Source organism: Halalkalirubrum salinum, from assembly GCF_005543295.1.
GTDB classification, from domain to species: domain Archaea; phylum Halobacteriota; class Halobacteria; order Halobacteriales; family Haloferacaceae; genus Halalkalirubrum; species Halalkalirubrum salinum.
Genome location: NZ_SRSG01000008.1, coordinates 145,617 through 168,513, shown reverse-complemented (window position 1 = coordinate 168,513; position 22,897 = coordinate 145,617). Strand labels below are relative to the sequence as shown.

Here is a 22,897-nt window from a genome sequence, read left to right as displayed (position 1 = left end):
ACGGTCACCGTCTTGTTGAAGGCTAGCCAGCCACCGCAGACGCAGATTCAGCACCTACTGGAGGAGGTCTTGAGGTTCTCGATGTGATCAACTGAATGTGGGTGTACGATCGCTATCGGCGTGAACTGCTTACGCTTTTGATCGTCGCAGCGACAGTCATCGGCATACTCGAAGGATTCCACATCGGCCAAATTGCGCTGATAAAGGTCGCGTGGGCTCTTGTGTCCGTTTCGCTTCTTTCCGTTGCAGTCTTGAAAACGCTCGCAGTCGCCGACAGCGTATTCATGCTCGAAGCAGTGTTCGTCTCCATCACCGTGCCACCGTTTATCCAGCCGACAGTTCGATTCGAGTTACTCGGTGTCGGGCTCGCAGTCGCATTTCTCGCCGGGGCTATCGCTCATCGAGCGCGGCCAAACCTCGAGCCAGAACACCTCAGGTGAAAACAAAAACGGGGGCGATCGTTTCGGTTACGAGAACAACCGTTCCATCAGTACTCGCTTAATTGGGCTTCGCGAGCCGCTGCGATCGGCGGTCTGCACCATAAGCGCCGTACAGTCGACAGACTCAACCAGCCTGTTTCCAGGTCTGCCGCGGAACCGTCCGAGGAATCCTGGCGTGTCGACACCCGTGATCACGAGGTCGGCCGGCTGTGCGAATCGAGCGGCTGCGGCCACGTCGTCGTCGGCTTCCAGAATTGTCGATCGGGTTGGAACCGTCGTGATAGAAATCAACGCCGTGTGATACTCTTCGACAGTACGACGCTGTGTTTCTGGTGGATCCTCAGGAATCACCTGTATCAGGTTGATTTCTGCACCCGTTTCTTCGGCGACCGCATCGGCAATCAGCAGCTTCAACGGGTCGTACGCGCCACGGTTTGCGACGACCGCAATTTCGTCGGCCCCTTCGAACCCCCGGTCTTCAACTAACACAGTGTCACAGGGCGCGTTTTTCAGAATCCAACCGGTTTCATCACCGAGGATACGGCGGTGAAAGTCCCCTCGGTCGCGTTCTAACACGAGGAGATCGTAGCCCTCGTAGGTCGCGACATCGACGATTGCACGCTTGTGATCTTCACTATCGATTTCGCGGTGTTCAATGCGTGTGCCACGCGTTGTCGGCAGATCCTCGCCGGTATCGCCAACACGGACGCCGCCGGAGGTCCGCGTTGGCTGGCCAACCTCAACGTCTGGCAGCCAGTCGGGTCGATCCGCGCCCGATTGCAGCCACTCAGGGGGGTCTCGAACCTGGATCTCGGCGTGGTCTTGGGCAAACACCCGGTGAGGAATGTTCAGAAACTCAACGAGTGCGACAGTGGTTGTCCGCAGCCGACCAAGATCAGTTGCGATCCGGAGCATGCCTCGCTTCGTCCGATCGCTCGTCCGCTCTGTCAGCGCGACAAGCACATCGAGTTCTGCATCGGTGTCAAACAGTTCGCGGGTCCGGGCAACGGCGTCGTCGCCGACATTCCGCCGAACTGCATCTGTCGCCGCACCCTCGCGAGTGACTCGCGACCGAACGTAGGTGTAGTACCAGAGGAGTGAACCGGCAATGATGACGATGGCACCGACGATCGGCACGGTCCCCATCTGGCTCAATAGGACGAGCCCTGCAACAATGCCAAAAAGCTGCACCCAGGGATACAGCGGCGCGATCCACGTCGGATTGTACTCCTCAACAGCACCCTCGCGAAAGCCGATCAGTGCGATGTTAATCAACACAAACACGAGAATCTTGAACGCACTCGCGAGCTTTGCGATTTGCAAAATCGGGAAAATAGCGATCATAAGCAAAATGACCGCACCTGTCAGCATCACAGCGCGACTCGGGGTATTGAACCGCTCGCTGATCGTCGTCAGTGACGGCGGCGCGAGGTTGTCACGCGCCATCGCAAAGGGGTACCGCGAGGCAGAAAGAATCCCAGCGTTCGCAGTACTCACCAGCGCGAGTGTTACTGCGATAGTGACAATCGCAACGCCCGGCGTCCCAAGCAGCAGTTCGCCAGCCTGTGCAACGACGGCGTCTTCTGCGCCCGCTGTGGTGATCGTCCCGAGTCCTCCCGCAGCGTTGACGGGCAGAACCCCCAGCAGTACGTACACGGTCAAGACGTACAACGCACCGGTAAACAACAGCGATCCGAGCATCCCGATCGGAATGTTTCGTGATGGATTTTCGATCTCTTCGGCGACACTTGCGATTTTTGTTACGCCCGCGTAGGCAACGTACACCGCGCCCGTTGCCTCCAAAAGCGAGAGCGTCCCCGAGGACCGTGGGTCGAACGCCCCAGAGAGTCGCGAGCTTTCGACCGCCGGAAGCCCTGCGACGACGAAGACTGACATCGCAGCAAGCATCACGACGACGATCCCGACTTGGAACCGCCCAGTCACATCTGAGCCGACGAGATTCAACACGATGAGGACGATCGCGATTGTAATCGCTACGATCCTGATCGAGACCGGCAGCTCGCCACCGAGTAAATAGATAAGATACGGCACACCACCGACCAGCGCGAGCGCGCCTTTAAACGACAGTGAGAACCACGTACCGACACCCGCGATTGTTCCAAACAGCGGCCCCATTCCTCGTTCAATGTACAGGTACGTTCCCCCATCCTGCGGCATCGCGGTTGCCATTTCGATCTTACTCAGGGCCGCCGGCAACACGAGCAATCCCGCCAGCAGGAAGGCAAGAAGCATTGTCGGGCCCGCGATTTTGAATGCGAGCGCCGGGAGGATGAAGATCCCCGAACCGACCATCGCTCCGATGCTGATGGCCATGACAGAAAACAGCCCGAGATCGCGTTTCAGGCCGCCTGCCATCGGATCACCCCTGTATGAGTTGTATTCAAACTACAGTCCACACCCAACGTATCACCGACAGCGTGAGACCATGTGTCGGCAAACCGAGTAATTTTATCCGGTGGAGTACTACCAGAACACATTATCGACAGTCAAAGGTAGTGGATATCGGAAATTATGTGTTTCGGGCACCGAGGAATTTTCATCATATGTATGTTAATTATGCCCTAAGCGTTCGGCCTCAAGACCGGAGTATCCATTGAACAAAATAGCCAACCGCGTTTTTGACGGGATGCCAGCACTCGAACGATCGATCGGCCCTAGAAGACAATCATAAGTACGACCGATCCTGAGTTACGATAATGTCGCTTCGTCCCGACTGGCTCACCTTCGGCCGGTTCGCGGCCGCGACGACGGGGTTGACCCTCTCGCTCATCACCCTCGGCGTCTACACCGCCGCAACTGGATCGGGGCTCGCCTGTAACGCAGAGTGGCCGTTGTGTTCCGGACAGCTCATCCCAGCGTTGACCATCAACCCGGACTTCATCGAGTGGTTCCACCGCTTTGTCGCGATGATCACCGGCTTTTTGATCCTCGGAACGGCCCTCTGGGCGTGGATCGGCGGGCAGAGCAAACGGACACGGCTCGCATCTACGCTCGCAGTTGTCCTGTTGCCGCTGCAGATCAGTATTGGCGCGGTGACGGTGACAATCAACGGACTCGTCCCCGGCGGCTACTCTGTGCCGACCCACGCTGCCCACTTGCTGGTCGCGCTGTCAATCTTCTCACTGTTGACGCTGACGACGCTTTGGGCCTACGACGGCCGATTGGCACAATCGCGGGCCGATCGACTGCAGGCGGCGCTCGGCGTTGGTGCGATCGGGCTCGCGGTGAGCACGCTGTTCAGCCGTGCGGTGCCGATCATCGTCTACGATGCCGGCGCACAAGCGTGGTTCGTCGTCGGGAGTCTCATCGCCTTCAGCAGCCTCCTCGCCGCACTCGTCTGGGCGTGGTCGGCTGGTGATGCGGTTCGAATCACCGCAGCGATCGCGCTCGTGAGTCTGTTTGTGACGATGTTGTTGGGCCGCGACATCGTTCTCTACAGCTCAACCGCCCGAGTGGTCAACCTTGGCCTGCTCGTCCTCGCGTGGGCAGGGGTGGCCGCCGGGTACCTCCTGTTGCGCCGATCAACACCCGAATCGCGGTCCGGTCCGGTTTCGGAGTCCGATCCGCTGTAGGTGGAAGTGAATTCCACAACCGAATTCGGCTGTCGATTCAAAGCTTTGTTATACTCCTGCTCACTTCGTTACAGACGACTATGCAACGACGTCAGTATGTGAAAGGTGCAGGAATCGCGCTTGCTGCGCTCAGCACTGCCGGCTGTCTCGGCGGCGACGATGGCAACGGAAACGGAAACGGAAACGGAAACGGAAACGGAAACGGAAACGGAAACGGAAACGGAAACGGAAACGGAAACGGAAACGGTGATGATGAGGACGAAACGATCGTCATCGGCTCAGATATTCCGTACCGCCCGTTCGAGTACTACACAGAGGACGACGAACTCGTCGGCTTCGACGTCGAGATCGCCGAGGCGATCTTTGCCGGCGAGCTCGGCTCCGAGTACGAGTTCCAGGAGACGGCCTTCGACGGCATCATCCAGTCGCTCAACAACGGCAACTTCCGCGTGATCATGAGCGCGATGACGATTACCGAAGAGCGTGCCGAGCAGGTCGACTTCTCGGACCCCTACTTCACGGCGTACCAGACGGTGGTCGTCCCTGTCGACAGCGACATCGAGAGCCAAGAGGACCTCCGCGGTCAAACGGTGGGCGTCCAGCGTGGGACGACGGGTGCCGGCGCGGCCGACGAGCTGCAGGAGGAATTCGACGATGACCTCGAGATCGATCGCTACGACCAGATTCCAGACGCGTTCCAGGCGCTTCTCAACGGGCAAGTCGATGCAGTCATCAACGACAATACCGTCAGCGCCGAGTTCGTCAACGAGAACGAAGATCGAGTCCGGTTCGTCGAAGGCGAGGGCGTCGCCGAGGGTGAAGACGCGCCGGATTACCTCACACTGACAGTCGAAGAGTACGGGATCGCGTTCAGACAGGACGATGATCTCGTCGAAGATGTCAACGATGCGCTCGCGGCGATCCGCGACAGCGGCGAGTACGACGACATCTACGACGAATACTTCCTCGCCTAAGCGTCAGACACAACTCAACGCCCATCCATCATGTCCGACGCATACACAGACGGCGCTGCGGCCGACAATTCAACGATTGAACGGTTTCTGAACGACCACACGCTGAAACGGGTGGGCGCAGCGATCGCCGGAGCGTTCACACTGGCGGTGGGCGTGCTTTTGTATTTCATTATTGACTTTGCGAATCCGGACCTCTTCGTCCGGATTATTCCACGATTCCTCGAAGCGTTCGTACTCGTGCTCGGGATTGTCGCCGGTGGCAGTATCCTTTCGATTCCACTTGGGATCTTTGTTGGTCTGGGACGCGTTTCGAAGACACGCTTTACGAACGCAATTTCGACGGGGTACGTCGAGTTTTTCCGTGGGACTCCGCTTTTGTTTCAGCTGATCGTGATCTACTACGGCATCCCAGCGCTTTGGATCCAGAACTTCGGAGACTTCCCGATCAGCAATTGGGCAATTCCGGCGGCGATTATCGGGCTCATGTTGAATCACGGCGCGTACGTTGGAGAGGCGATCCGCGGAGGAATCGGCGCGGTTCCGGAGGGACAAATGGAGGCCGCCCGATCGCTTGGGATGTCCTACGTGCAGGCGATGCGGGAGGTCATCTTGCCGCAGGCGTGGCGCAACGCGCTGGCGGCGATCGGCAACGATCAGGTGATCCTTGTCAAGGATACGTCGCTTTTGACGGTCATCGCGGTCCCTGAACTCATCAGTGAGTTCCGGCAGGTCAACAGCGCGACATTCGACCCATGGACGCCGATCATCCTTGTGGCGATCTTGTATCTCTGTATCACGATCCCACTTGGCAAGTTTGTTCGCTACCTCGAAGCACGCTCCGACTGGGGCGGAGGTGATCGGCGATGAGCGATCACTCGCTCTTGGAGTTCGACAACATCGACAAGTACTACGGAGACACCCACGTGCTCAAGGAGGTCAGTCTTGAGGTCGACGAGCAGGACGTCTGTGTGGTGATTGGCCCGAGTGGATCGGGCAAGTCAACGCTGCTTCGCTGTGCGAATCGCTTAGAGGAGATTCAGGCCGGCGAGATCCGTCTCGACGGGACGGCGCTGACCCATCCCGACGCAGACATCAACGTGCTCAGACAGCGGATCGGGATGGTGTTTCAGAGTTTCAACCTCTTTCCGCACAAGACCGCGATCGAAAACGTCACGCTCGCGCCGCAGAAGGTCAAAGGAATCGACGATGAGATCGCCTACGAAGAGGGAATGTCGATCCTCGAAGATGTCGGGATGGGCGATCACGCGGATGCCTACCCAAACCAGCTGTCTGGCGGCCAACAACAGCGGATTGCGATCGCCCGCGCGCTCGCGATGGACCCGCGGGTCATGCTGTTCGATGAGGTCACAAGCGCGCTTGACCCTGAACTGGTCGGAGAGGTGCTGGAGGTGATGCGCGCGTTGGCCGAGGAAGGCATGACGATGATGGTCGTCACCCACGAGATGGGATTCGCCCGTGGGGTCGGCGACAAAATCGTCCTTATGGCCGACGGGAAGGTCGTCGAAACCGGCGAGCCGAAGGCGTTCTTCGAGAACCCCCAGACCGATCGGGCCAAGCAATTCCTCTCGCGGATGCTGTGATCGGCCAGGGGCGATCTCGGTCCACAGGCAACGTGTGGCGATCAGCCGAAATCGGTCACGACCTCAATCCCGTCGGTCGCGTATTCGTCCATCGCCTTCAGTCGATCAGAGACATCTGCTACGGCGACTTCCTGGGTGATGAGCGCGCCCGGATCGATATGGCCAGCCTCGAGCAGTCCAAATAGTTCGCCGTAGCGGGTCGGCGGCATGCCACGCGATCCGAGGAAGTCGATCTCCCAGCGGGTCATCCAGTCGGTCGGTAGCGACACCTCGCCTCGTTCGTCGTCGGTTGTGAGCCCGAGTTGGACGTGGGTTCCGCCGTGGCGAAGGCATCGCACGGAGTTGCGACACGTTTCGGCGATGCCGAGTGCGTCAACGGAGACATCTGCCCCGGCTGTGCCCGATCCGTCATCAGTGATCGCAGCGATCGCCTCGATCGGATCTTCGCGTTCGGCGTGGACTCGCTCGATCGCCCCGAGTTGGCGAGCACGGTTGAGCGCAGTGTCTCGAACGTCGACAGCGATCGGCCGTGCGCCGAGCGTCGCGGCGAGTTGGATCGCCGAGAGGCCAACGCCGCCACAGCCGTGGACTGCGACCCAGTCGCCAGCTCCGACGGCCGCGCGGTGTTCAAGTGCGTGAAAGGCAGTCATGTACCGACAGCCGATCGCCGCAACCTCTCGAAACGAGACGCCCTCAGGGATCGCCATCGCGTTGTAGTCCGCGTGCGGGAGGTGGACGCGCTCGGCGAACGCACCGGGGGCATCGGGCTCGAAGCCGATCGCGTAGCCGTCCGCGCAGATGTTTCCGCGGCCGTTTCGACAGCACGGACAGGTGCCGTCGCCGACGCTGAACGGGACGGCAATCCGATCGCCGACGGCGACCGTCTCGACTCGATCGCCAACCTCGATCACCCGGCCGGCAGGCTCGTGGCCGAGGATCTGTCCGAGCGGGACGCGATCGTCGGCCCACTTGCCGTGTCCCTTCCAGGCATGCCAGTCGCTGCGGCAGATCCCACAGGCTTCGACGGCAACGACGACGCCGTGGGGGTCGGGCGACGGGTCAGGAACCGATCGGATCGACAGCGGGTCGTTGTACTCGGTAAGTAACGCTGCGCGCATAGATGGACCATAGAGGGAGTGTAACAAAAATGGACAACCTCGAAAAGTGGTCGACTGAAGGGATAGACATGATGAGTATAAGATAGAAAACATTTACATATTTGAGCGACCAACGATCGAAAGAACAGATGGTGTCGATCACATCTCCGTGTACCCATTCGGCCGACACACAAAGCCGCCGTAACGTGGCCTAACCGATGTCAGGAGAACTAAAAAACTCCTTTCCCGGCGTCATTTACTGGTGTTTGACCGACCCGTCGTGGACGATGCTTGGAATCGACGGCGGCTGTGAAGAGCTCACCGGCTACGATTGTTCGGCACTCAAACACAGCGAAGTGACGTTTGGAACTGATTTGATTCACCCAGACGATCGCGATCGACTCCAGCGAGACGTTGAGAGAGCACTCGCAGAGGGCGAGGCCTTCGAGGTCCAATATCGGATCGAGACCGCAGACGGCGAGACCAAGTGGGTCCACGAATCCGGTCATGGCATCTCGGACGCCGGTATGGAATCACTGCCCAGTCAGGTCAATTCGATCGAGAACGCCGACGGGGGGCTTCCCATCATCGAGGGCTACATCCGTGAAATCGCCACCGAGTCGCCGCTGGAGGCCGAGCGCGATCGCAAGGCACAACTGCTCGATTCGCTGTTCGATTCAATTCCAATACACCTTTTTGTCAAGGACGAGCAAGGTCGACACCTCTACGTCAGCGAAGGCCACGTTTCGGAGTATGAAGACTCTCTGATTGGCAAGACTGACCTCGAACTGGACGGCGTCGACGAGTCACATCGCCGATCGGCCTACGAGGACGATATGCACGTCATCGAAACCAGCGAGCCGATCCTCGACAAAGAGGAGTACATCGAGGCGTACGACAAGTGGAATCTTACATCGAAGGTCCCTTGGCGGGATGAAACAGGCGAAACGATTGGTCTCATCGGAATCGCGCGAGACATCACCGAACGCAAAAAGCGCGAGCAAGAAATCCAACGACAGAACGAGCGCCTCGAACAGTTCACCCGCGTCGTCTCTCATGATCTCCGAAACCCATTGAATGTTGCCGAGGGACGAATCCAGCTCGCACTCAAGGAGGCCGACGAGGACGATGCAAACCTGACAGCGGCACAGGGGGCACTCGACCGGATGGAGCAGCTACTCGACGACCTGCTCGCGCTGGCAAGACAGGGCCAGCCGATTGACGATACGAAACCAGTGTCGATCGACGCCATCGCCGATCGCGCGTGGTCGACAGTGCCAACTCAGGGCGCGACGCTTACCGTCGTCGAGTCGATCGGAGCAGTCCACTGTGCAGAAAGCCGCATCCAACAGCTGTTCGAGAATCTCTTTCGCAACAGCGTGGAACACGGTTCCACGGGCAGCCAGACTCCGCCCGGCGGCGCGATCGAACACGGCAGCATCAAAGACGAACCAATCAAAATCATGATCAGCCCGCTTGATGACGGGTTTTTTGTTGCGGATACAGGCACAGGAGTTCCTGAATCGATCCGTGAGCAGGTGCTCGAACCGGGCTATACGACCGCCGATGACGGCACCGGCTTCGGGTTGTCGATCGTCAACGAAATCGCCGACGCCCACGGCTGGGAACTGACGATCACCGATAGCGAGACAGGTGGCGCACGGTTTGAATTCCGTGGCGTCAAAGGCGCGTGAACCGCCTCGAGCTCCAGCCCCGAGGCTTCCCGGAGAGAGCGTGAATTCTCGCCACAGCGTCGCCGATCGAATCAGATGAAGTCCGAGAGCCCTGCCTGGCCGTCATCGGTGGCGGTATTCTCGTCGTCGCCGGGATCATCGTCCGCAGATTCGGCTTCGTCCTCATTCGTGTGACCTGCGTCCTCGCCAGCACCGTTCGGACCGATCGCTTCGGGTCCCGTCGTCGCCGCATCGTCGGTCGTGTCAGGCTCGTCGGCTCGCGGCGCGAACGCGTCAGCAGTGTGTTCGGTCATCACCGCCTCGCGGATTGCCTGGGCATCTTTGACGATCGAGGCGACCTTTTTTGTCGTCTTGCCGCTCCCAGTGACGAAGGCGACACCTTCCTCGTCGAGGTCGTAGGCAGCCGCCATCGCAACCGTCAGCTCCCGAGGCTTACAGTGGTGGGTCATCGCCGAGAGGTACGGGAGAATTTCGCGGCGAGCGATCGCCATGCTGACGCCGCTGCGTTCGGCGATCTGCTGGCAGAGCTCCTCGCGCGTCGAGTCAGATGAGCCCCAAAACTGCGGCCGGCGATAGCGGGTCCAACCGCCCTTCGGTTCGTCGCGTGCGGCCGCGACGCCCGCCGCGAGGTTGTCGGTCGCGTACCGCCAGTAGCTGTAGTTTTGACTCGCACGGACCCGCCCCAGCCAGCGATCGGCGTTCGAAAGCGCATCGTACGCGGAGATTGCCTCTCTGGCGGTGTACACCGACAGAAGATTGTGTTCGATCCAGGCAGTCAGGTCGTCGGGCGTCTCGTCGACCGCGTACGCAGACTGTAGCGCCGCTTCGGCGGATTGTTCTTTGAGCACCGCGTCGAGGAACGGAAACAGGTCCATCGATCGATCGCGATCGCTCGTGACGACATCTTCGAGAACGAGGCGATCTTTCCCTTCTGCGACCGCCTGGAGATCCTTGACAGCACCCCTGAGATCGCCGCTGTTGGCCTCGGCGATCCGATCGAGCGCATCGGTGTCGAACTCGATGCCCTCGCGGCGACAGATATCGCGCAATACGGGGACGATCGATCGCTTCGAGACGTCGCGGAACTCGATCTCGCGGCAGGCGTTTCTGAGCCCGCGACTCATATCGTAGAACTCGTTGGCGATGAGGACGATCGGCTGGCCCGAGGATTTGACGAGCCGGGTGATCGCCGAGGCGCCGCCGCGATCGTAGTTGCCGTGGATGTTGTCGGCCTCGTCGAGGATGACGAGCTGTCGGCCTCCACTCGTGTCGCCCCCGGCGTCGCCGCTGGCAACGCTGCCGGCGAGCGTGGCGTTTTGTGCGGCCCGCCCGGCGAAGCGCTCGATCACGTCAGCGGTTCGCTGATCGGAGGCGTTCAGTTCGACGGTCTCCCAGCCCATGTCGGCGGCCAGCGCGTGGGCGGCGGAGGTCTTGCCGATTCCGGGACTGCCGTGGAGGATCGCCGCCTCGCAGTGGTCGTCCCAACTGGTTGCCCACTCTCGGAGCGCGTCACGGGCCTTGTCGTTGCCGCGCAACTCAGAGAGTGACTGTGGACGATACGTTTCGGTCCAATCGGCCATTACCGAAGACAAGTGTGTGCGTCGTATAGTGGTTGCGGAGCGCCAGTCGCAGCCGGAACCGTCCAGTTCGATCGGGGGCACAGATCAAGAATACATTGCGTGACGGTCAAAGAAGACAAAACACGTTCCCAGATTGTGTGCGGGTTTGGGTTAACGTGAACATTACCAGAAGGGAAGAATTGAATATAGAATTACACAACCAACCGATAATAGATAGACATGACCACTACAATACTCACAGACGACGAGATGGCCGATTTCCTCAAGCCCGGTGGGACCGGCGTGATCTCGATTTCCCGGGGGGACGAGGAACCGCCGTATTCGATTCCAGTTTCGTACGGATTCGATCCCGACGCCGATCGGTTCTGCTTTCGACTCGCCCGAACCGACACCGAGAAAAATCGGCTTGGTCGGTCACACCGCCCGATTACGTTCGTCACGTACGGGCGGGTGTCCGGGCGGTATCACAGCGTGATCGCCACGGGGATGCTCAGCGAAATTGTTGAACAGTCGATCGATTCAGACGTGCTGGATTCAATGCAGCGGGTGATGATTCCCGTTGTCGACATTTTTGAGGCGCATCCCCGAGAGATGTCCTTCGAGTTCTACCGGCTCGATCCGGAGACGATGACGGGGATCGCAGAACCGCTCCGTGATGATTGAGACGGGTTTGGGCGTCTGAGTAACTGACAGAAATATCGTAAGAGACACTGGGCGTATAGCGATTGGAGTTTACGGGTCGGCGGCGAGAAGAGACTCGGTAGCACAGTGCATTCTAATGAGAAGCGTTATGTCTTACCAAGACGTTACAGAGCTTCGAGTACTATGACTCACAACGCATCGGTAGACGAGAGTATCGCGATCGGGCGCCGTACAGCCTTGAAAACAGTTGGCCTCGGATTGGCTGGTACAGCTCTTCTCACCGGCCCCGTCGGAGCCGTGAGCGCGAGGAGTGACGAACTCTCCCACGAGCTTAAACAAACCCGGGCAGCGACCCGAACGTACCGGAACGTGGCTACCGCCCGAGAAGACGGATACGGCACCATGGTATCTCCGTACGTCCCGAACATGGGATTCCATTTCGTCAATCCAGGCCTCGTCGCTGCTGACGCAGATACCGAGGTGAACCTTTCGGAACCACCCATCCTCGTCTACTATACGACCGGTGACTACAACCCTGGACCAGGCGACGTGCATGACCCGGCACACGACGACGACCTTCGGCTCGGGGCCGTTGAATTCGCCCACGCAGAGACTGGTGTCGCCGGCAATGTGTTCTCCGACGAGTCCACCAGCCGAACGCTCAAAGTGTCGGAATCGGACGGTTGGGGGCCGATACCCGGCGCACCGCTCATGGCGGTTCACGTCTGGGTTCACCGTGGAAACCCCGCTGGCGTGTTTAACCCGACGAATCCGACGATCGAGTGACGAAGTCCCCCAACGATCGTCTCCAGAGGCTGGTGAATAGACGCTGTGTCCTGCGTGCGCTAAAACCGACCAGGATTAACCAACGGAACGAGTGGAACGCGCAAGGCTACGGTTGACGAACCACTGAAAGCTATCAGAGAGACGAATATGTTGGCCGGCACACAATCTGTCTTACCGAAGGAAAACGGCTATCACGCTCCCCACAGAGGCTCTCGTATGGATCGCGCGACGCTCGCAGGGATGATCGACCACACCGTATTGGGACCAAAGACGACGATCGCCGACGTCGAATCCGTCCTCTCGGCTGCGGAAACGTACGGCATGAACGCCTGTATTCCGCCGTGTTACGTCGCCGAAGCGGCCGAGATGGCCCCGGATGTCACGATCGCAACCGTGATCGGATTTCCACACGGCCAAGATAGCATTGAGGCCAAACGCGAGGCCGCCGAAATCGCATGGAAAGCTGGGGCGGACGAACTGGACATGGTGATCAATGTTGGCCGAGTCAAGGCCGGCGAAGACGACCTCGTGGAAACCGAGATCTGCGAACTCGTTGCTGCGGTCCCGATCCCGGTGAAAGTCATCATCGAGACCGCCTCCCTCACTGACGAAGAGAAACACCGCGCCTGTGCGGCCGCCGTGAACGCGGATGCCGCGATGGTCAAGACCTCGACAGGGTTTGCAGATATCGAGGATCTCGACGTCGAGACGGCTGGTGCGACTGTCGAGGACGTTTCGCTCATGGCTGAGTATCTCCCAGTGAAAGCAAGCGGTGGGATCGGCGACTACGAGGCGGCGATGGCGATGATCGACGCTGGTGCCGAACGAATCGGCGCGTCCAGCGGCGTGGCGATCCTCGAAGGAGCACCGGCGTAACAACACGGTCGTCGTCTTGACCCATTCCTATCGACAGAGAGACAGATCGACGATCTGTTGGCTCGCTCATCGATATCGCACAGTTTCTTAAGATGCACTTGTATACCGGCAGGTATGAATCGTGACGACGAGGCCGAGACTGACACCCCACTCGCGCCGGTGCCCGTACCGATCGCCAACGAGGCGAACGGACTGGCGACGACACAAGCATTTGAACCGCATCGCTTACATCAGGTCACGGTGCTGCACGTCGTCGAAGCACTCTTTGGTGCCGCCGTCGGGGGCGCTGCAGGCTCAATCGCATCTATACCCCGACCCAGCGGTCGCCTCATGCGGTCGCTCGCCGGGAGGTGGTCGATGAAGTCACGCCCGAACACACCAATTCTGAAATCCTCACTTGTTGAGTCGGGGGGAGCGGTATGAGCGAGGAAGAACTCGCCAAAGACCTCGGACTTGTCTCGGCGATGACGATCGGGATCGGGACGATGATCGGCGCAGGGATCTTCGTCCTTCCGGGGGTTGCAGCCAACGCTGCCGGGCCGATCGTCGTCGTCTCGTTCGTCGTCGGTGGAGTGATCGCGATGGTCAACGCCCTGTCGGTTTCAGAACTCGGCACCGCGATGCCGAAAGCCGGGGGTGGCTACTACTACATCAACAAATCGCTCGGGCCGATGTTTGGCTCGATCGCCGGTATGGGCGATTGGATGGGGTTAGCGTTCGCCTCAGCGTTTTACTGTATCGGCTTCGGGCAGTACCTCGTCGTCTTCGTTGGGTTGCCCTCGATCGCGTTCCTCAATCCGATCCAGATCGGCGCGCTCATCGCGGGGCTCATCTTTGTAGGTGTCAACTATATCGGCGCGAAAGAGACCGGCGGCGTCCAGACCGTTATTGTCTTTTTGTTACTCTCGATTCTCACTGCCTTTGCGGTCGCGGGATTCTTTTCGTTCGATTACGCCACGCTCGCCGGCGCTGACGGACTCACACCGTATGGGACTGGAGCGATTCTCCCGGCGACGGCGCTCGTGTTCGTGTCGTTTCTCGGCTACGCGAAGATCGCGACCGTCGCCGAGGAGCTCAAAAATCCCGGGCGAAACCTCCCGATCGCGATCATCGGAAGCGTGGCGATCGTAACAGTCATTTACGCAATCTTGGTCACGACGATGCTTGGGGTAATCCCGTGGCCCGAACTGAGTCAAGATGCGCCGGTCGCACAGGCCGCCGAGGTCGCGTTCCCGCCGTCGATTGGCCCCATCGGCGGAATTGCCGCCGCTGCTGCGGGCGTGATGACGGTGGGTGCACTCCTTGCGACCGCCTCCTCGGCGAACGCGTCGATCCTCGCGTCCGCACGGATCAATTTCGCGATGGGTCGCGACAAGATCGTCACCAACTGGCTCAACGAGATTCACCCCAACTACGCGACGCCGTACCGATCGATCATCGTGACTGGCGGGCTCATTATTGTCTTTATCGCGGCGTTAGGCCAAGAGATCGAGGTGCTCGCAAAGGCGGCGAGTGTCCTCCACCTCATCGTGTACGCGCTGATGAACGTCGGGTTGATCGTGTTTCGTGAGGCCGATGTCCCCGAGTACGATCCAGAGTTCACGGTTCCGCTGTATCCAATTACGCCGATTCTCGGCGCAGTGTTATCGCTCGGATTAGTCGCGTTTATGGACGGGTTCGAGATCGCGCTCTCGGGGGCGTTCGTCCTCGCTGCGGTCGCGTGGTATTTCATCTACGCTCGGAGCAACACCGACAAACAGGGCGTCCTCTCTGAGTACATCCGACGCCGTGAGGAGGAACTGCCGGACCAACTCGTCGACGCCGCTGACGCGGTCGCACCGACCGGCGTGAACGAACCAGACGGACCGACGATCATGGTCGCAGTGTCGAACCCACGAACAGAGAGCGCGCTCATCACGCTCGCCGGCGCGATCGCCAAACACGAAGGCGGTCGCGTGCTCGCAACGCACATCGTCACGGTGCCTGACCAGACGGCGCTTTCGACCGCCGCTGAACACAGAGAAGGCATCGACGCCTCCTCAGAACTGCTTCTCGATGCTGCAAAAGCTGACGCCGAGGCGTTTGGCGTGCCGATCGATACCAAGACGATTCTCTCACACCGCGGCGTCGAGGAGGTGTTCGATGCCGCCCGGACGAACAACGCGGACACAGTCGTGATGGGTTACAGCGGCGCGCAGTTCACCGGTGGCCGCGCGGAGGGTTCGCTGGACGAACTGACACACGATCTGCCGTGTGATTTCCTCGTATTGGACGGCCAGGAACTCGATCTCGCCGACATCCTCGTGCCGACTGCGGGCGGTCCCTCCTCGGACCTCTCTGCGGAGGTCGCCCGATCGCTCCGGGAGACGATCGGCGTCGATGTGTCACTCCTGCACATCGTCGACGCCGGCCAAGAAGACGAGGGCCGAACCTTCCTCCGCGAGTGGGCTGCCGGGCACCAGCTTGCGGACGCGGAGTTGCGCATCGAAACCGGCGACGTCGAGGCGACGATCGCTCGTCTCGGTGCGGACTACAGCCTGGTGATCGTCGGCGCGACCGAGCGCGGGCTGCTCTCGCGGATTATCCGTGGTTCGCTGGTATTCGACACGATCAAAAATCTCGATACCCCCGTGCTCCTGGCCGAACGGCCATCCTCACGATCGCTGTGGGAGCGGCTGTTCGGGTAAGCACTCGGGGAGCGACTACCGGCCACCGATCGGTTCGTGACGGCGACACGGTAACCAATCGGATCGAAACAGGACAGAGCAACCAGTGCGATTTTTGCGCGGGGGATGTGACTCACAGCGTACATGTACATCATCGTCGTCGGTGCGGGCGATATCGGGACGCCGCTCGTCGAGATCGCGATCCAGTCAAAAAACGAGGTTGTCGTGATCGAGCGCGAGGCGGCCAGAGCCGACCGGATTGCGAGCGAATACGACTGTCTGGTCCTCAACGCGGACGCGACCGCCAAAGGGGTCCTAACCGACGCGGGTGCCGAGCAGGCGGATGCAATCATCTCGACGACCGATCAGGACGCGACGAACGTCATGGTCTGTCTGCTCGCGACAGAACTCGAGATCCCAATGGTCGTCTCTGTCGTCCCCAACCCCGAACACATGGACCTGTATCGGCGAATTGGCATTAACACGATGGAAAACCCGCAGCGACTCATCGCAGAGTACCTCTATCGATCGGTCGCTCGCCCGGCGATCGTCGATTATCTGCAAGTTGGTGACGAGGCAGCGGTGTTCGAGATTACAATAACTGAGGATGCACCGATCCGCGGGAAAACGATAGAACAGGCAGCCCAAGACGGACTCATCCCAGAAGATGTGCTTATTATCGCAGTAGAGCGGGATGGAGCGGGGCCGCCGATCACACCCCGCGGAAACACCGAAATCAAGGCCGGCGATCTGGTGACCGTCTACTCAGCGTTCGGGGCAGCTCCGGATTTGACGGACCTGTTCGGACACGACGAGGATCACTGAGTCACACACCGCCTGCTTCAACCCATGAGAGCAAATATCGGAACAATTGCACGGGACGTTGGGCGTATCCTCCAGGCCGTTTCGATCATGTTGGCCGCCTCGATCGTCGTTGCGGTTCTCAACGGTGAGTACTACGCGGTACCGGCGTTCGGTACCTCTGCATTCGTCGTCGCCGGGGTCGGAACCGGATTATCGACCGCTTATCAGGACGCGGACGCGCCGGGAAAGCTCGAGGCGATGATCACCGCCGCGAGCGCGTGGGGAGTCACTGGGGTGCTCGGATCGTTGCCGTTCGTGTTGATCGCGTGGACGATGGCTCTCGATCCGTTCCCAGCCTGGGCACAGACGCCGGCGATGAACGAGACGATGGCTGTGTTTCTCTCCCCGCTGGATTCGGTGTTCGAAAGCATGAGCGGGTTTACCGGAACCGGGCTGACGATGGCCGCCGTCGAAGCGGACCTCCCGCGATCGATCCACTGGTGGCGTTCGTTCACCGAATGGATCGGTGGCGTTGGGGTGATCGTGTTGACAGTCGCGATCCTCGCCCGCCCCGGCAGCGGTTCGTTCACGCTGTACGAGAGCGAAGCCCGATCCGAACGGATCCATCCAAGCATCGTTTCGACTGTCCAGGAGATCTGGAAGATCTACCTCGGATTGACGCTGGGTTCGATCCTGTTGTTCTTCGCGGTCGGCATGCCCCCGTGGGACGCGATCAACCACGGCATGACTGGCATTGCAACCGGCGGATTTTCGGTGCACGCAGATTCGATCGCCCACTACAATAGCCCGCTCATCGAGTACGCCGTCGTCCCCGTGATGCTCGCCGGCAGCATCGCGTTTCCCGTGCACTACCTTGTGTTCAAAGGCGAGATCAAAAACCTGTACACGGATCTGCAGACGCGGTGGGTGTTCGGATGGTTCGCGATCGGGTCGATCGGGTTAACCGCGCTCCTCTATGCGAATGGCCAGTACGGATCACTCGAAGAGACGTTCCGGATCGCGCTGTTTCAGTTCGTCTCGGCGACCTCGAACGCCGGCTTCGGGACGGCGACAGTGGGGGACGGAACGGGGGAGGTCTGGAGCGCGGGCGCGACGCTGCTTATGTGTCTCGGCATGTTGACCGGCGCTGCCGCCGGCTCGACGGTGAGCGGAATCAAACTCATCCGCGTTATAACGATCCTCAAAGGAACCGCGTGGCACATCCGGGGCGTCTTTGTCCCCGAGCGTGCGGTCCGGTATCTGCAAATCGGCGATCGCCGGCTTAGCGAACAACAGGTCGAACGCGAATACACTGAGGCGACGGTCGTGTTCATTCTCTGGGTGGCGTTTCTCTGTCTTGGTGTTACCGTGTTCCTGTACGCCTTACCCTCGGAGTATCCGCTGGAGTATGTTATTTTCGACGTGATGAGCGCGCAGAGCAATGTCGGACTCGACGCGGGAATCACCGGGCCTGAGATGCCGTCGATCACCAAGGCGATGTTGATCCTCAACATGTGGGTCGGTCGACTCGAGATCATCCCGATCGCGGTGCTCCTTGGGTCGATCCTCGGTCGGCTCAATCTGTACAAGTGAGGTTGCCCGTGGGAGAACTTGCGATCGTCCGGGTTTCGAACACGCGATTGCGATCAGCGCCGTTTCGTCGGCTCTTCGTCGGCTCTTCGTCGGCGCGATCGCCACCAGCGCCGCCTCATCAGAGTCCTCGTCGACGCAAGCACCAGCACGTTCGTTCGGTGGATTGCTCAACGTGAAACGGGAGACGAACGCATCGATGACCGCAAACCGGCGGTCGATCGTCGTCCTTTTGCCCGATCGGACGTAATCGAAGATAATCGAATGGCCACGTATCACATCGAGACGTACGGGTGTACGTCAAACCAGGGGGAGGGCCAACAGATCGAGCAGGCGCTCCGGGAGGGCGGTCACTACCCAGCGCCGTCGGTCGAGGCCGCCGACGTCGCGATCCTCAACACCTGTACCGTGGTCGAAAAGACCGAACGGAACATGCTTTCGCGGGCCAAAGAGCTCGAATCCGAGACCGCGGACCTCATTGTCACCGGCTGTATGGCACTCGCACAGGGCGAGGAGTTCAAAGACGCCGGTGTCGACGCACAGGTACTGCACTGGGATGAGGTGCCCACCGCCGTGCTCAACGGCGAGTGTCCGACAGTCACCCCCGATACCGAACCCATCTTAGACGGGACGATCGGCATCCTCCCGATCGCTCGCGGCTGTATGTCGAACTGCTCGTACTGCATCACCAAGTTTGCGACCGGCCGGGTCGACTCCCCACCCGTCGAAGAGAACGTCCAGAAGGCCCGTGCGCTGGTGCACGCCGGCGCGAAGGAGATCCGGATCACCGGCCAGGACACCGGCGTCTACGGCTGGGACACCGGCGATCGCACGCTTCCAGAACTGCTCGATCGGATCTGTACGGAGATCGACGGTGACTTTCGCGTGCGGGTCGGGATGGCCAACCCCGGTGGGATTCACGGCATTCGCGAGGAACTCGCGGACGTGTTCGCCCGCCACGAGAAGCTGTACAACTTCATTCACCTGCCCGTCCAATCAGGGAGCGACGCGGTCCTCGAAGACATGCGCCGGCAACACCGCGTCGAACAGTTCGTCGAGATTGTCGAGACGTTCGAGGCGGCGCTCGACCACTGGACGCTGTCGACGGACTTCATCGTCGGCTTCCCGACCGAGACGGACGCCGATCACGAACAATCCATGCAGCTCCTCGAATCTGTCCGCCCAGAAAAGATCAACGTGACTCGCTTTTCGAAGCGGCCGGGGACCGACGCGGCCGACATGAAGGGCCTCGGCGGGACAAAAAAGAAGGAGCGATCGAAGGCGATGTCCGAACTGAAGATGGACGTCGTCGGAGCGGCCTACGAGTCGATGATCGGCACGACTCGAGAGGTGCTCGTCGTCCAAGAGGGCGTGGGCGACTCGGTGAAGTGCCGCGACGGTGCCTACCGGCAAATCATTGTCCAGAACGCGTCCGAACACGGCCTCGAACCCGGCGATTTCACGACTGTCGAGGTGACGGGCCACCAGACGGTGTACGCGTTCGCCACGCCCCTCTGAGCGGGGTATTATAGCTGGCTGACCGATCTATTTGCTCGTTCGAGCGAGCAATCGAGTTTTGGGTCCACGACCCGTTGTGCGGATATGGGTCGCCGTGCACTCGCTGTCGACGTTCTCGGACCGATCGGGATCGTCCTCGTTCTCGCGGCTGTGCTCGTGCTGGCAGCCGGGATGTGGCCACCGATGGTCGCCGTCGAGAGCGGAAGCATGGAGCCACACGCCGAGGCGGGTGATCTGATCGTCGTGTCCGCGACTGATCGCTTCGGCGGTCCGAACGCCCAGGACGGCATCGTCACCGCCGAAGAGGCGGAGACGAGCGGATACGGACGGATCGGCGGGCAAGGCGACGTGATCGTGTTTTCGCCACCCGATCGAGAAGGATCGCCGATCTTCCACCGGGCTGCGTTTTACGTGACAGCGGGCGAAGACTGGACCGACAGAGCCGATCACGATCGGCTGGGTGAAACCCACTGTGCACTGATCGACAACTGCCCGGCTCCACACTCGGGATACATCACCTACGGCGACGACAACCCCTACTACGATCAGGTTGCCGGGACCGCCCCGCCGGTCAAACCAGAGTGGATCGAGGCCAAAGGACAGCTCAGGGTGCCGAACGCCGGCTGGCTCAGGCTGGCACTCGCGTGGGCCGATTGGACCGGCCCGATCGCTTATGAGCCTATGGATGCTACGATGTACCATGTCTGATGAGACTGAGCACCAAAGCAGCGTATCGACGATCGGCCGGGTACTCCTTGGACTGGGGTTAGCACTGCAAGCTTCTGAGGATTTCCGTGATATGGAGGACACGATCGAGTATGCCGACTCCGCCGGCGTCCCGATGCCTGATATCCTCGCACCGATGGCCTCGGGGATGATGCTCGTTGCGGGATTCGGAATTGCGCTGTGGCGGCTCCCGCGGGTCTCGACGGGCGCGGCGGCGGCGTTTCTCGCGGTGGTGACGACGACAATGCACGACTTCTGGAACGCAGACGAGGACAGTGCCTCCGGCGAACGGCTCGCGTTTTTCGGCAACATGGCGATGTTCGGCGGGGTGCTCGTCTTCCTGCGGAAGGCCTACAACAGGTAACTGACTGATTTATTTCTTCCCGTGACTTACACGAGTGGAGATGAATACGAATAGTTACACGAATATCGAATCGGTGAAGACTGCTGATCGCTCGCTTGTGACGACACGACGATCGATTCTCACGGCCGGTGGCATCGTCGCGCTCGGGAGCCTCGCTGGCTGTACGACAGTCAATGGATTGGTCGACCGCGCCGGCGAACAAGTCGTCGGAACCACCGCGGCATCACCGGCAGGCTTCTACGACGGATCGGCGAGCACCGCCGCCGGTGGCGGTGGTGGTGGTGGGCGAATTGCGCTTCACCGGAGCGACCCGATCGATGTCAGATATATACCGCCGAGTCTGCAGGCCGCCTCACAGGAGATTGAGATCGACGGTTGGAGTACCAGCGCACCCACAAAAGCCCGGGACTACAACTCGTCGCGATCGAATAAGCCCAGCACGATCTGGTGGCCCGGTCCAGATGATGAAGGTGATACCGACGCTGACGATGACACAGGGGTACTCGTGACGGTTCTGGACATCGAACGAGCGCTGTTGGTCTACGCTGACGCTGCCATCGCAGGCGTTGACGATCGAGCAAGCGACGACGCAAAGATCGCTCTCGACGCGTTCATCAACGCGACGACCACGGTGCGGACGGAACTCGACGGCTGTCCCTCAGAACTTTGCGTCACCGTCGCCGAGAACGCCGACAGCCGTCATGGCCTCGCCCAGGACGCGAGCGACGCCGTCGACGCCGGCGAGTGGGACCGCGCGAGGAGACACCTACAGGAAGCCCGCCGCATCGTGCAAGGCGATATCGATCGCATCTTCGAGGACCTCGACAGCGATGGCGACGGGATCGTCGACGAAGCGGAACCGCTCTACGAGTACCTCGACGGAGAGCCCACGATCGGCGAACGCTTCGTCGTCTGTCTCCCCGACGCTCGCGTTCGGGGGGACGGCCCGGCGCTGGCCGACGAACTCACACCACAACGCGTCCTCGCGTACTTCATTGGTGAACGAGACGCCGACAGCTGTGCGGAGAGCGACAGGGCTGTCGCGATCCACCGGGATCTGGCGTGTCGAAACCTCCTCACCGCGACGCTCAAACTCGGGAGCGATATTTCTCTCAGTCAACTTCGGGGCATCGACAAGAAAGACATCCGCCGCGGTGTCGCCGCGTTCGAGACCTCGGGTGGGATTGTCGTCACTGCCGCGCCCCCAGCAGCCGAGGTTGTAGAGCCACTGTTGCTCGTCTCTGAGGACGGGTCAGCCGCGGTACCCGACGACCTGAACTCGTGGGGAGAGGAGACGATCGCAGAAGGTAGTGCCGTGACCGCAACGTTCGTCGTTCCCGTTGCAGCGACACCGCCTGGCTGCCCGTCACCGATGCCCGCGCTGTTGTACGTGCGACGGATCCGCCACGAGGAACAGCTCCTGTACGCCGGCGGGTGGATGATCGACGACGGCGCGCTCTACGAAGACGCCGCGACGCTTCTGGTCGGCGACGGCCCGACTGTCATCGCAGGGGTTGGTCGATCAGATATTGAAGAAGGGGGTGTCGATCTTCGATCGCGCGTTACGGGACGGAAAAAGCCCGGCAGGACCACGTATGGGAACATAACGCTTCGTGCGCCGTACGACCCAAACGCGGAGTATCTTCCTGCCGGCGCACATCCAGTGTGCAGGGACGACGGGAACGTCTACTGCTGGGGTGTTCAGTCACGGGAAACACTCGCCAAGCACACGGGTGATTGCGATGATTACGACAGCGATGTCTCGCCGGTATGTGTCGTCACCGCGCTGGATGCGCCGGTTCTCCATCTTGTTGGAGCGGCGGAGGCGTCGAATGATGTGAAATTTAAAACGGGCGCAGAGCTGTCGAAGGCAGTCAACTGAGTCGCGATGTCGCCGTGAGTATCAGCGAATATTTTGCTTGAAACGTGAATCAGGAGTTCGAATC

20 protein-coding genes are annotated in these 22,897 nt (G+C 60.3%); 17 read left to right on the top strand and 3 right to left on the bottom strand.

Going from position 1 to position 22,897, the window contains the following annotated elements; translation table 11 throughout:
• Positions 1-95 precede the first annotated feature (95 nt).
• A complete protein-coding gene (locus E5K03_RS02670) occupies positions 96-440 on the top strand; it encodes a hypothetical protein (protein WP_138004825.1) in 345 nt (114 codons plus the stop codon).
• A 27-nt stretch (positions 441-467) separates the two neighbouring features.
• Here E5K03_RS02670 and E5K03_RS02665 read toward each other — a convergent pair whose 3' ends face one another.
• Entirely contained in the window at positions 468-2,816 is a 2,349-nt protein-coding gene (locus E5K03_RS02665) for an amino acid permease (protein ID WP_138004824.1), read from the bottom strand.
• Positions 2,817-3,214: 398 nt separating this feature from the next.
• Here E5K03_RS02665 and E5K03_RS02660 point away from each other — a divergent pair, with 398 nt between their 5' ends.
• From E5K03_RS02660 to E5K03_RS02645, 4 genes are all read left to right on the top strand, one after another.
• Complete coding sequence (locus E5K03_RS02660) at positions 3,215-4,033, top strand: COX15/CtaA family protein (protein WP_394343959.1); 819 nt, start codon at positions 3,215-3,217, stop codon at positions 4,031-4,033.
• Between the two features lie 80 nt (positions 4,034-4,113).
• Entirely contained in the window at positions 4,114-5,007 is an 894-nt protein-coding gene (locus tag E5K03_RS02655) for a basic amino acid ABC transporter substrate-binding protein (RefSeq protein ID WP_138004822.1), read from the top strand.
• A gap of 30 nt (positions 5,008-5,037) precedes the next feature.
• Positions 5,038-5,874, top strand: a complete 837-nt coding sequence (locus tag E5K03_RS02650; RefSeq protein WP_138004821.1) for an amino acid ABC transporter permease — start codon at positions 5,038-5,040, stop codon at positions 5,872-5,874.
• Positions 5,871-6,608 carry an amino acid ABC transporter ATP-binding protein gene (locus tag E5K03_RS02645; protein WP_138004820.1) on the top strand — a complete coding sequence of 246 codons (738 nt, stop codon included), beginning with the start codon at positions 5,871-5,873 and terminating at the stop codon, positions 6,606-6,608. The genes E5K03_RS02650 and E5K03_RS02645 overlap by 4 nt, the downstream gene beginning before the upstream one ends.
• Before the next feature lie 41 nt (positions 6,609-6,649).
• Here the strand turns inward: E5K03_RS02645 and E5K03_RS02640 are convergent, their stop codons facing one another.
• On the bottom strand, positions 6,650-7,726 hold the full coding sequence (locus tag E5K03_RS02640; RefSeq protein WP_138004819.1) for a zinc-dependent alcohol dehydrogenase family protein: 1,077 nt from the start codon (positions 7,724-7,726) through the stop codon (positions 6,650-6,652).
• Positions 7,727-7,923: 197 nt separating this feature from the next.
• Here E5K03_RS02640 and E5K03_RS02635 point away from each other — a divergent pair, with 197 nt between their 5' ends.
• On the top strand, positions 7,924-9,399 hold the full coding sequence (locus tag E5K03_RS02635) for a PAS domain-containing sensor histidine kinase (RefSeq protein ID WP_138004818.1): 1,476 nt from the start codon (positions 7,924-7,926) through the stop codon (positions 9,397-9,399).
• Between the two features lie 71 nt (positions 9,400-9,470).
• On the opposite strand, the gene E5K03_RS02630 is transcribed toward E5K03_RS02635, so the two are convergent.
• Complete coding sequence (locus E5K03_RS02630; RefSeq protein WP_138004817.1) at positions 9,471-10,979, bottom strand: replication factor C large subunit; 1,509 nt, start codon at positions 10,977-10,979, stop codon at positions 9,471-9,473.
• Between the two features lie 219 nt (positions 10,980-11,198).
• Here E5K03_RS02630 and E5K03_RS02625 point away from each other — a divergent pair, with 219 nt between their 5' ends.
• From E5K03_RS02625 to E5K03_RS02575, 11 genes are all read left to right on the top strand, one after another.
• Positions 11,199-11,642, top strand: coding sequence for a pyridoxamine 5'-phosphate oxidase family protein (locus E5K03_RS02625; protein ID WP_138004816.1), 444 nt, complete (start codon positions 11,199-11,201; stop codon positions 11,640-11,642).
• 276 nt (positions 11,643-11,918) lie between these two features.
• The gene (locus E5K03_RS02620) at positions 11,919-12,407 is read left to right on the top strand and encodes a hypothetical protein (RefSeq protein ID WP_138004815.1); all 489 of its coding nucleotides are present in this window, start codon (positions 11,919-11,921) and stop codon (positions 12,405-12,407) included.
• Between the two features lie 216 nt (positions 12,408-12,623).
• On the top strand, positions 12,624-13,283 hold the full coding sequence (deoC, locus tag E5K03_RS02615) for a deoxyribose-phosphate aldolase (protein ID WP_138004814.1): 660 nt from the start codon (positions 12,624-12,626) through the stop codon (positions 13,281-13,283).
• Between the two features lie 114 nt (positions 13,284-13,397).
• Complete coding sequence (locus E5K03_RS02610; protein WP_138004813.1) at positions 13,398-13,706, top strand: hypothetical protein; 309 nt, start codon at positions 13,398-13,400, stop codon at positions 13,704-13,706.
• Complete coding sequence (locus E5K03_RS02605) at positions 13,703-15,970, top strand: amino acid permease (protein ID WP_138004812.1); 2,268 nt, start codon at positions 13,703-13,705, stop codon at positions 15,968-15,970. Before E5K03_RS02610 ends, E5K03_RS02605 begins: the two co-directional genes overlap by 4 nt.
• Positions 15,971-16,093: 123 nt before the next feature.
• Positions 16,094-16,774: a potassium channel family protein gene (locus tag E5K03_RS02600; protein WP_138004811.1), complete on the top strand. Its 681-nt coding sequence runs from the start codon at positions 16,094-16,096 to the stop codon at positions 16,772-16,774.
• A gap of 24 nt (positions 16,775-16,798) precedes the next feature.
• Positions 16,799-18,346, top strand: a complete 1,548-nt coding sequence (locus tag E5K03_RS02595; RefSeq protein ID WP_138004810.1) for a TrkH family potassium uptake protein — start codon at positions 16,799-16,801, stop codon at positions 18,344-18,346.
• A 261-nt stretch (positions 18,347-18,607) separates the two neighbouring features.
• Positions 18,608-19,861, top strand: a complete 1,254-nt coding sequence (locus tag E5K03_RS02590) for a tRNA (N(6)-L-threonylcarbamoyladenosine(37)-C(2))-methylthiotransferase (protein ID WP_138004809.1) — start codon at positions 18,608-18,610, stop codon at positions 19,859-19,861.
• An 84-nt stretch (positions 19,862-19,945) separates the two neighbouring features.
• Complete coding sequence (locus E5K03_RS02585) at positions 19,946-20,569, top strand: S26 family signal peptidase (protein WP_138004808.1); 624 nt, start codon at positions 19,946-19,948, stop codon at positions 20,567-20,569.
• Entirely contained in the window at positions 20,562-20,951 is a 390-nt protein-coding gene (locus E5K03_RS02580) for a DoxX family protein (RefSeq protein ID WP_138004807.1), read from the top strand. The genes E5K03_RS02585 and E5K03_RS02580 overlap by 8 nt, the downstream gene beginning before the upstream one ends.
• A 40-nt stretch (positions 20,952-20,991) precedes the next feature.
• A complete protein-coding gene (locus E5K03_RS02575) occupies positions 20,992-22,833 on the top strand; it encodes a hypothetical protein (protein ID WP_138004806.1) in 1,842 nt (613 codons plus the stop codon).
• The last annotated feature ends 64 nt before the right edge of the window (positions 22,834-22,897 follow it).

What these genes read in the sequence shown, in the direction of transcription:
- E5K03_RS02670 (WP_138004825.1), top strand. Translation starts at nt 96, where the DNA reads ATGTGGGTGTACGATCGCTATCGGCGTGAACTGCTTACGCTTTTGATC.
- E5K03_RS02665 (WP_138004824.1), bottom strand. Translation starts at nt 2,816, where the DNA reads ATGGCAGGCGGCCTGAAACGCGATCTCGGGCTGTTTTCTGTCATGGCC.
- E5K03_RS02655 (WP_138004822.1), top strand. Translation starts at nt 4,114, where the DNA reads ATGCAACGACGTCAGTATGTGAAAGGTGCAGGAATCGCGCTTGCTGCG.
- E5K03_RS02650 (WP_138004821.1), top strand. Translation starts at nt 5,038, where the DNA reads ATGTCCGACGCATACACAGACGGCGCTGCGGCCGACAATTCAACGATT.
- E5K03_RS02645 (WP_138004820.1), top strand. Translation starts at nt 5,871, where the DNA reads ATGAGCGATCACTCGCTCTTGGAGTTCGACAACATCGACAAGTACTAC.
- E5K03_RS02640 (WP_138004819.1), bottom strand. Translation starts at nt 7,726, where the DNA reads ATGCGCGCAGCGTTACTTACCGAGTACAACGACCCGCTGTCGATCCGA.
- E5K03_RS02635 (WP_138004818.1), top strand. Translation starts at nt 7,924, where the DNA reads ATGTCAGGAGAACTAAAAAACTCCTTTCCCGGCGTCATTTACTGGTGT.
- E5K03_RS02630 (WP_138004817.1), bottom strand. Translation starts at nt 10,979, where the DNA reads ATGGCCGATTGGACCGAAACGTATCGTCCACAGTCACTCTCTGAGTTG.
- E5K03_RS02625 (WP_138004816.1), top strand. Translation starts at nt 11,199, where the DNA reads ATGACCACTACAATACTCACAGACGACGAGATGGCCGATTTCCTCAAG.
- deoC (WP_138004814.1), top strand. Translation starts at nt 12,624, where the DNA reads ATGGATCGCGCGACGCTCGCAGGGATGATCGACCACACCGTATTGGGA.
- E5K03_RS02610 (WP_138004813.1), top strand. Translation starts at nt 13,398, where the DNA reads ATGAATCGTGACGACGAGGCCGAGACTGACACCCCACTCGCGCCGGTG.
- E5K03_RS02605 (WP_138004812.1), top strand. Translation starts at nt 13,703, where the DNA reads ATGAGCGAGGAAGAACTCGCCAAAGACCTCGGACTTGTCTCGGCGATG.
- E5K03_RS02600 (WP_138004811.1), top strand. Translation starts at nt 16,094, where the DNA reads ATGTACATCATCGTCGTCGGTGCGGGCGATATCGGGACGCCGCTCGTC.
- E5K03_RS02595 (WP_138004810.1), top strand. Translation starts at nt 16,799, where the DNA reads ATGAGAGCAAATATCGGAACAATTGCACGGGACGTTGGGCGTATCCTC.
- E5K03_RS02590 (WP_138004809.1), top strand. Translation starts at nt 18,608, where the DNA reads ATGGCCACGTATCACATCGAGACGTACGGGTGTACGTCAAACCAGGGG.
- E5K03_RS02585 (WP_138004808.1), top strand. Translation starts at nt 19,946, where the DNA reads ATGGGTCGCCGTGCACTCGCTGTCGACGTTCTCGGACCGATCGGGATC.
- E5K03_RS02580 (WP_138004807.1), top strand. Translation starts at nt 20,562, where the DNA reads ATGTCTGATGAGACTGAGCACCAAAGCAGCGTATCGACGATCGGCCGG.
- E5K03_RS02575 (WP_138004806.1), top strand. Translation starts at nt 20,992, where the DNA reads ATGAATACGAATAGTTACACGAATATCGAATCGGTGAAGACTGCTGAT.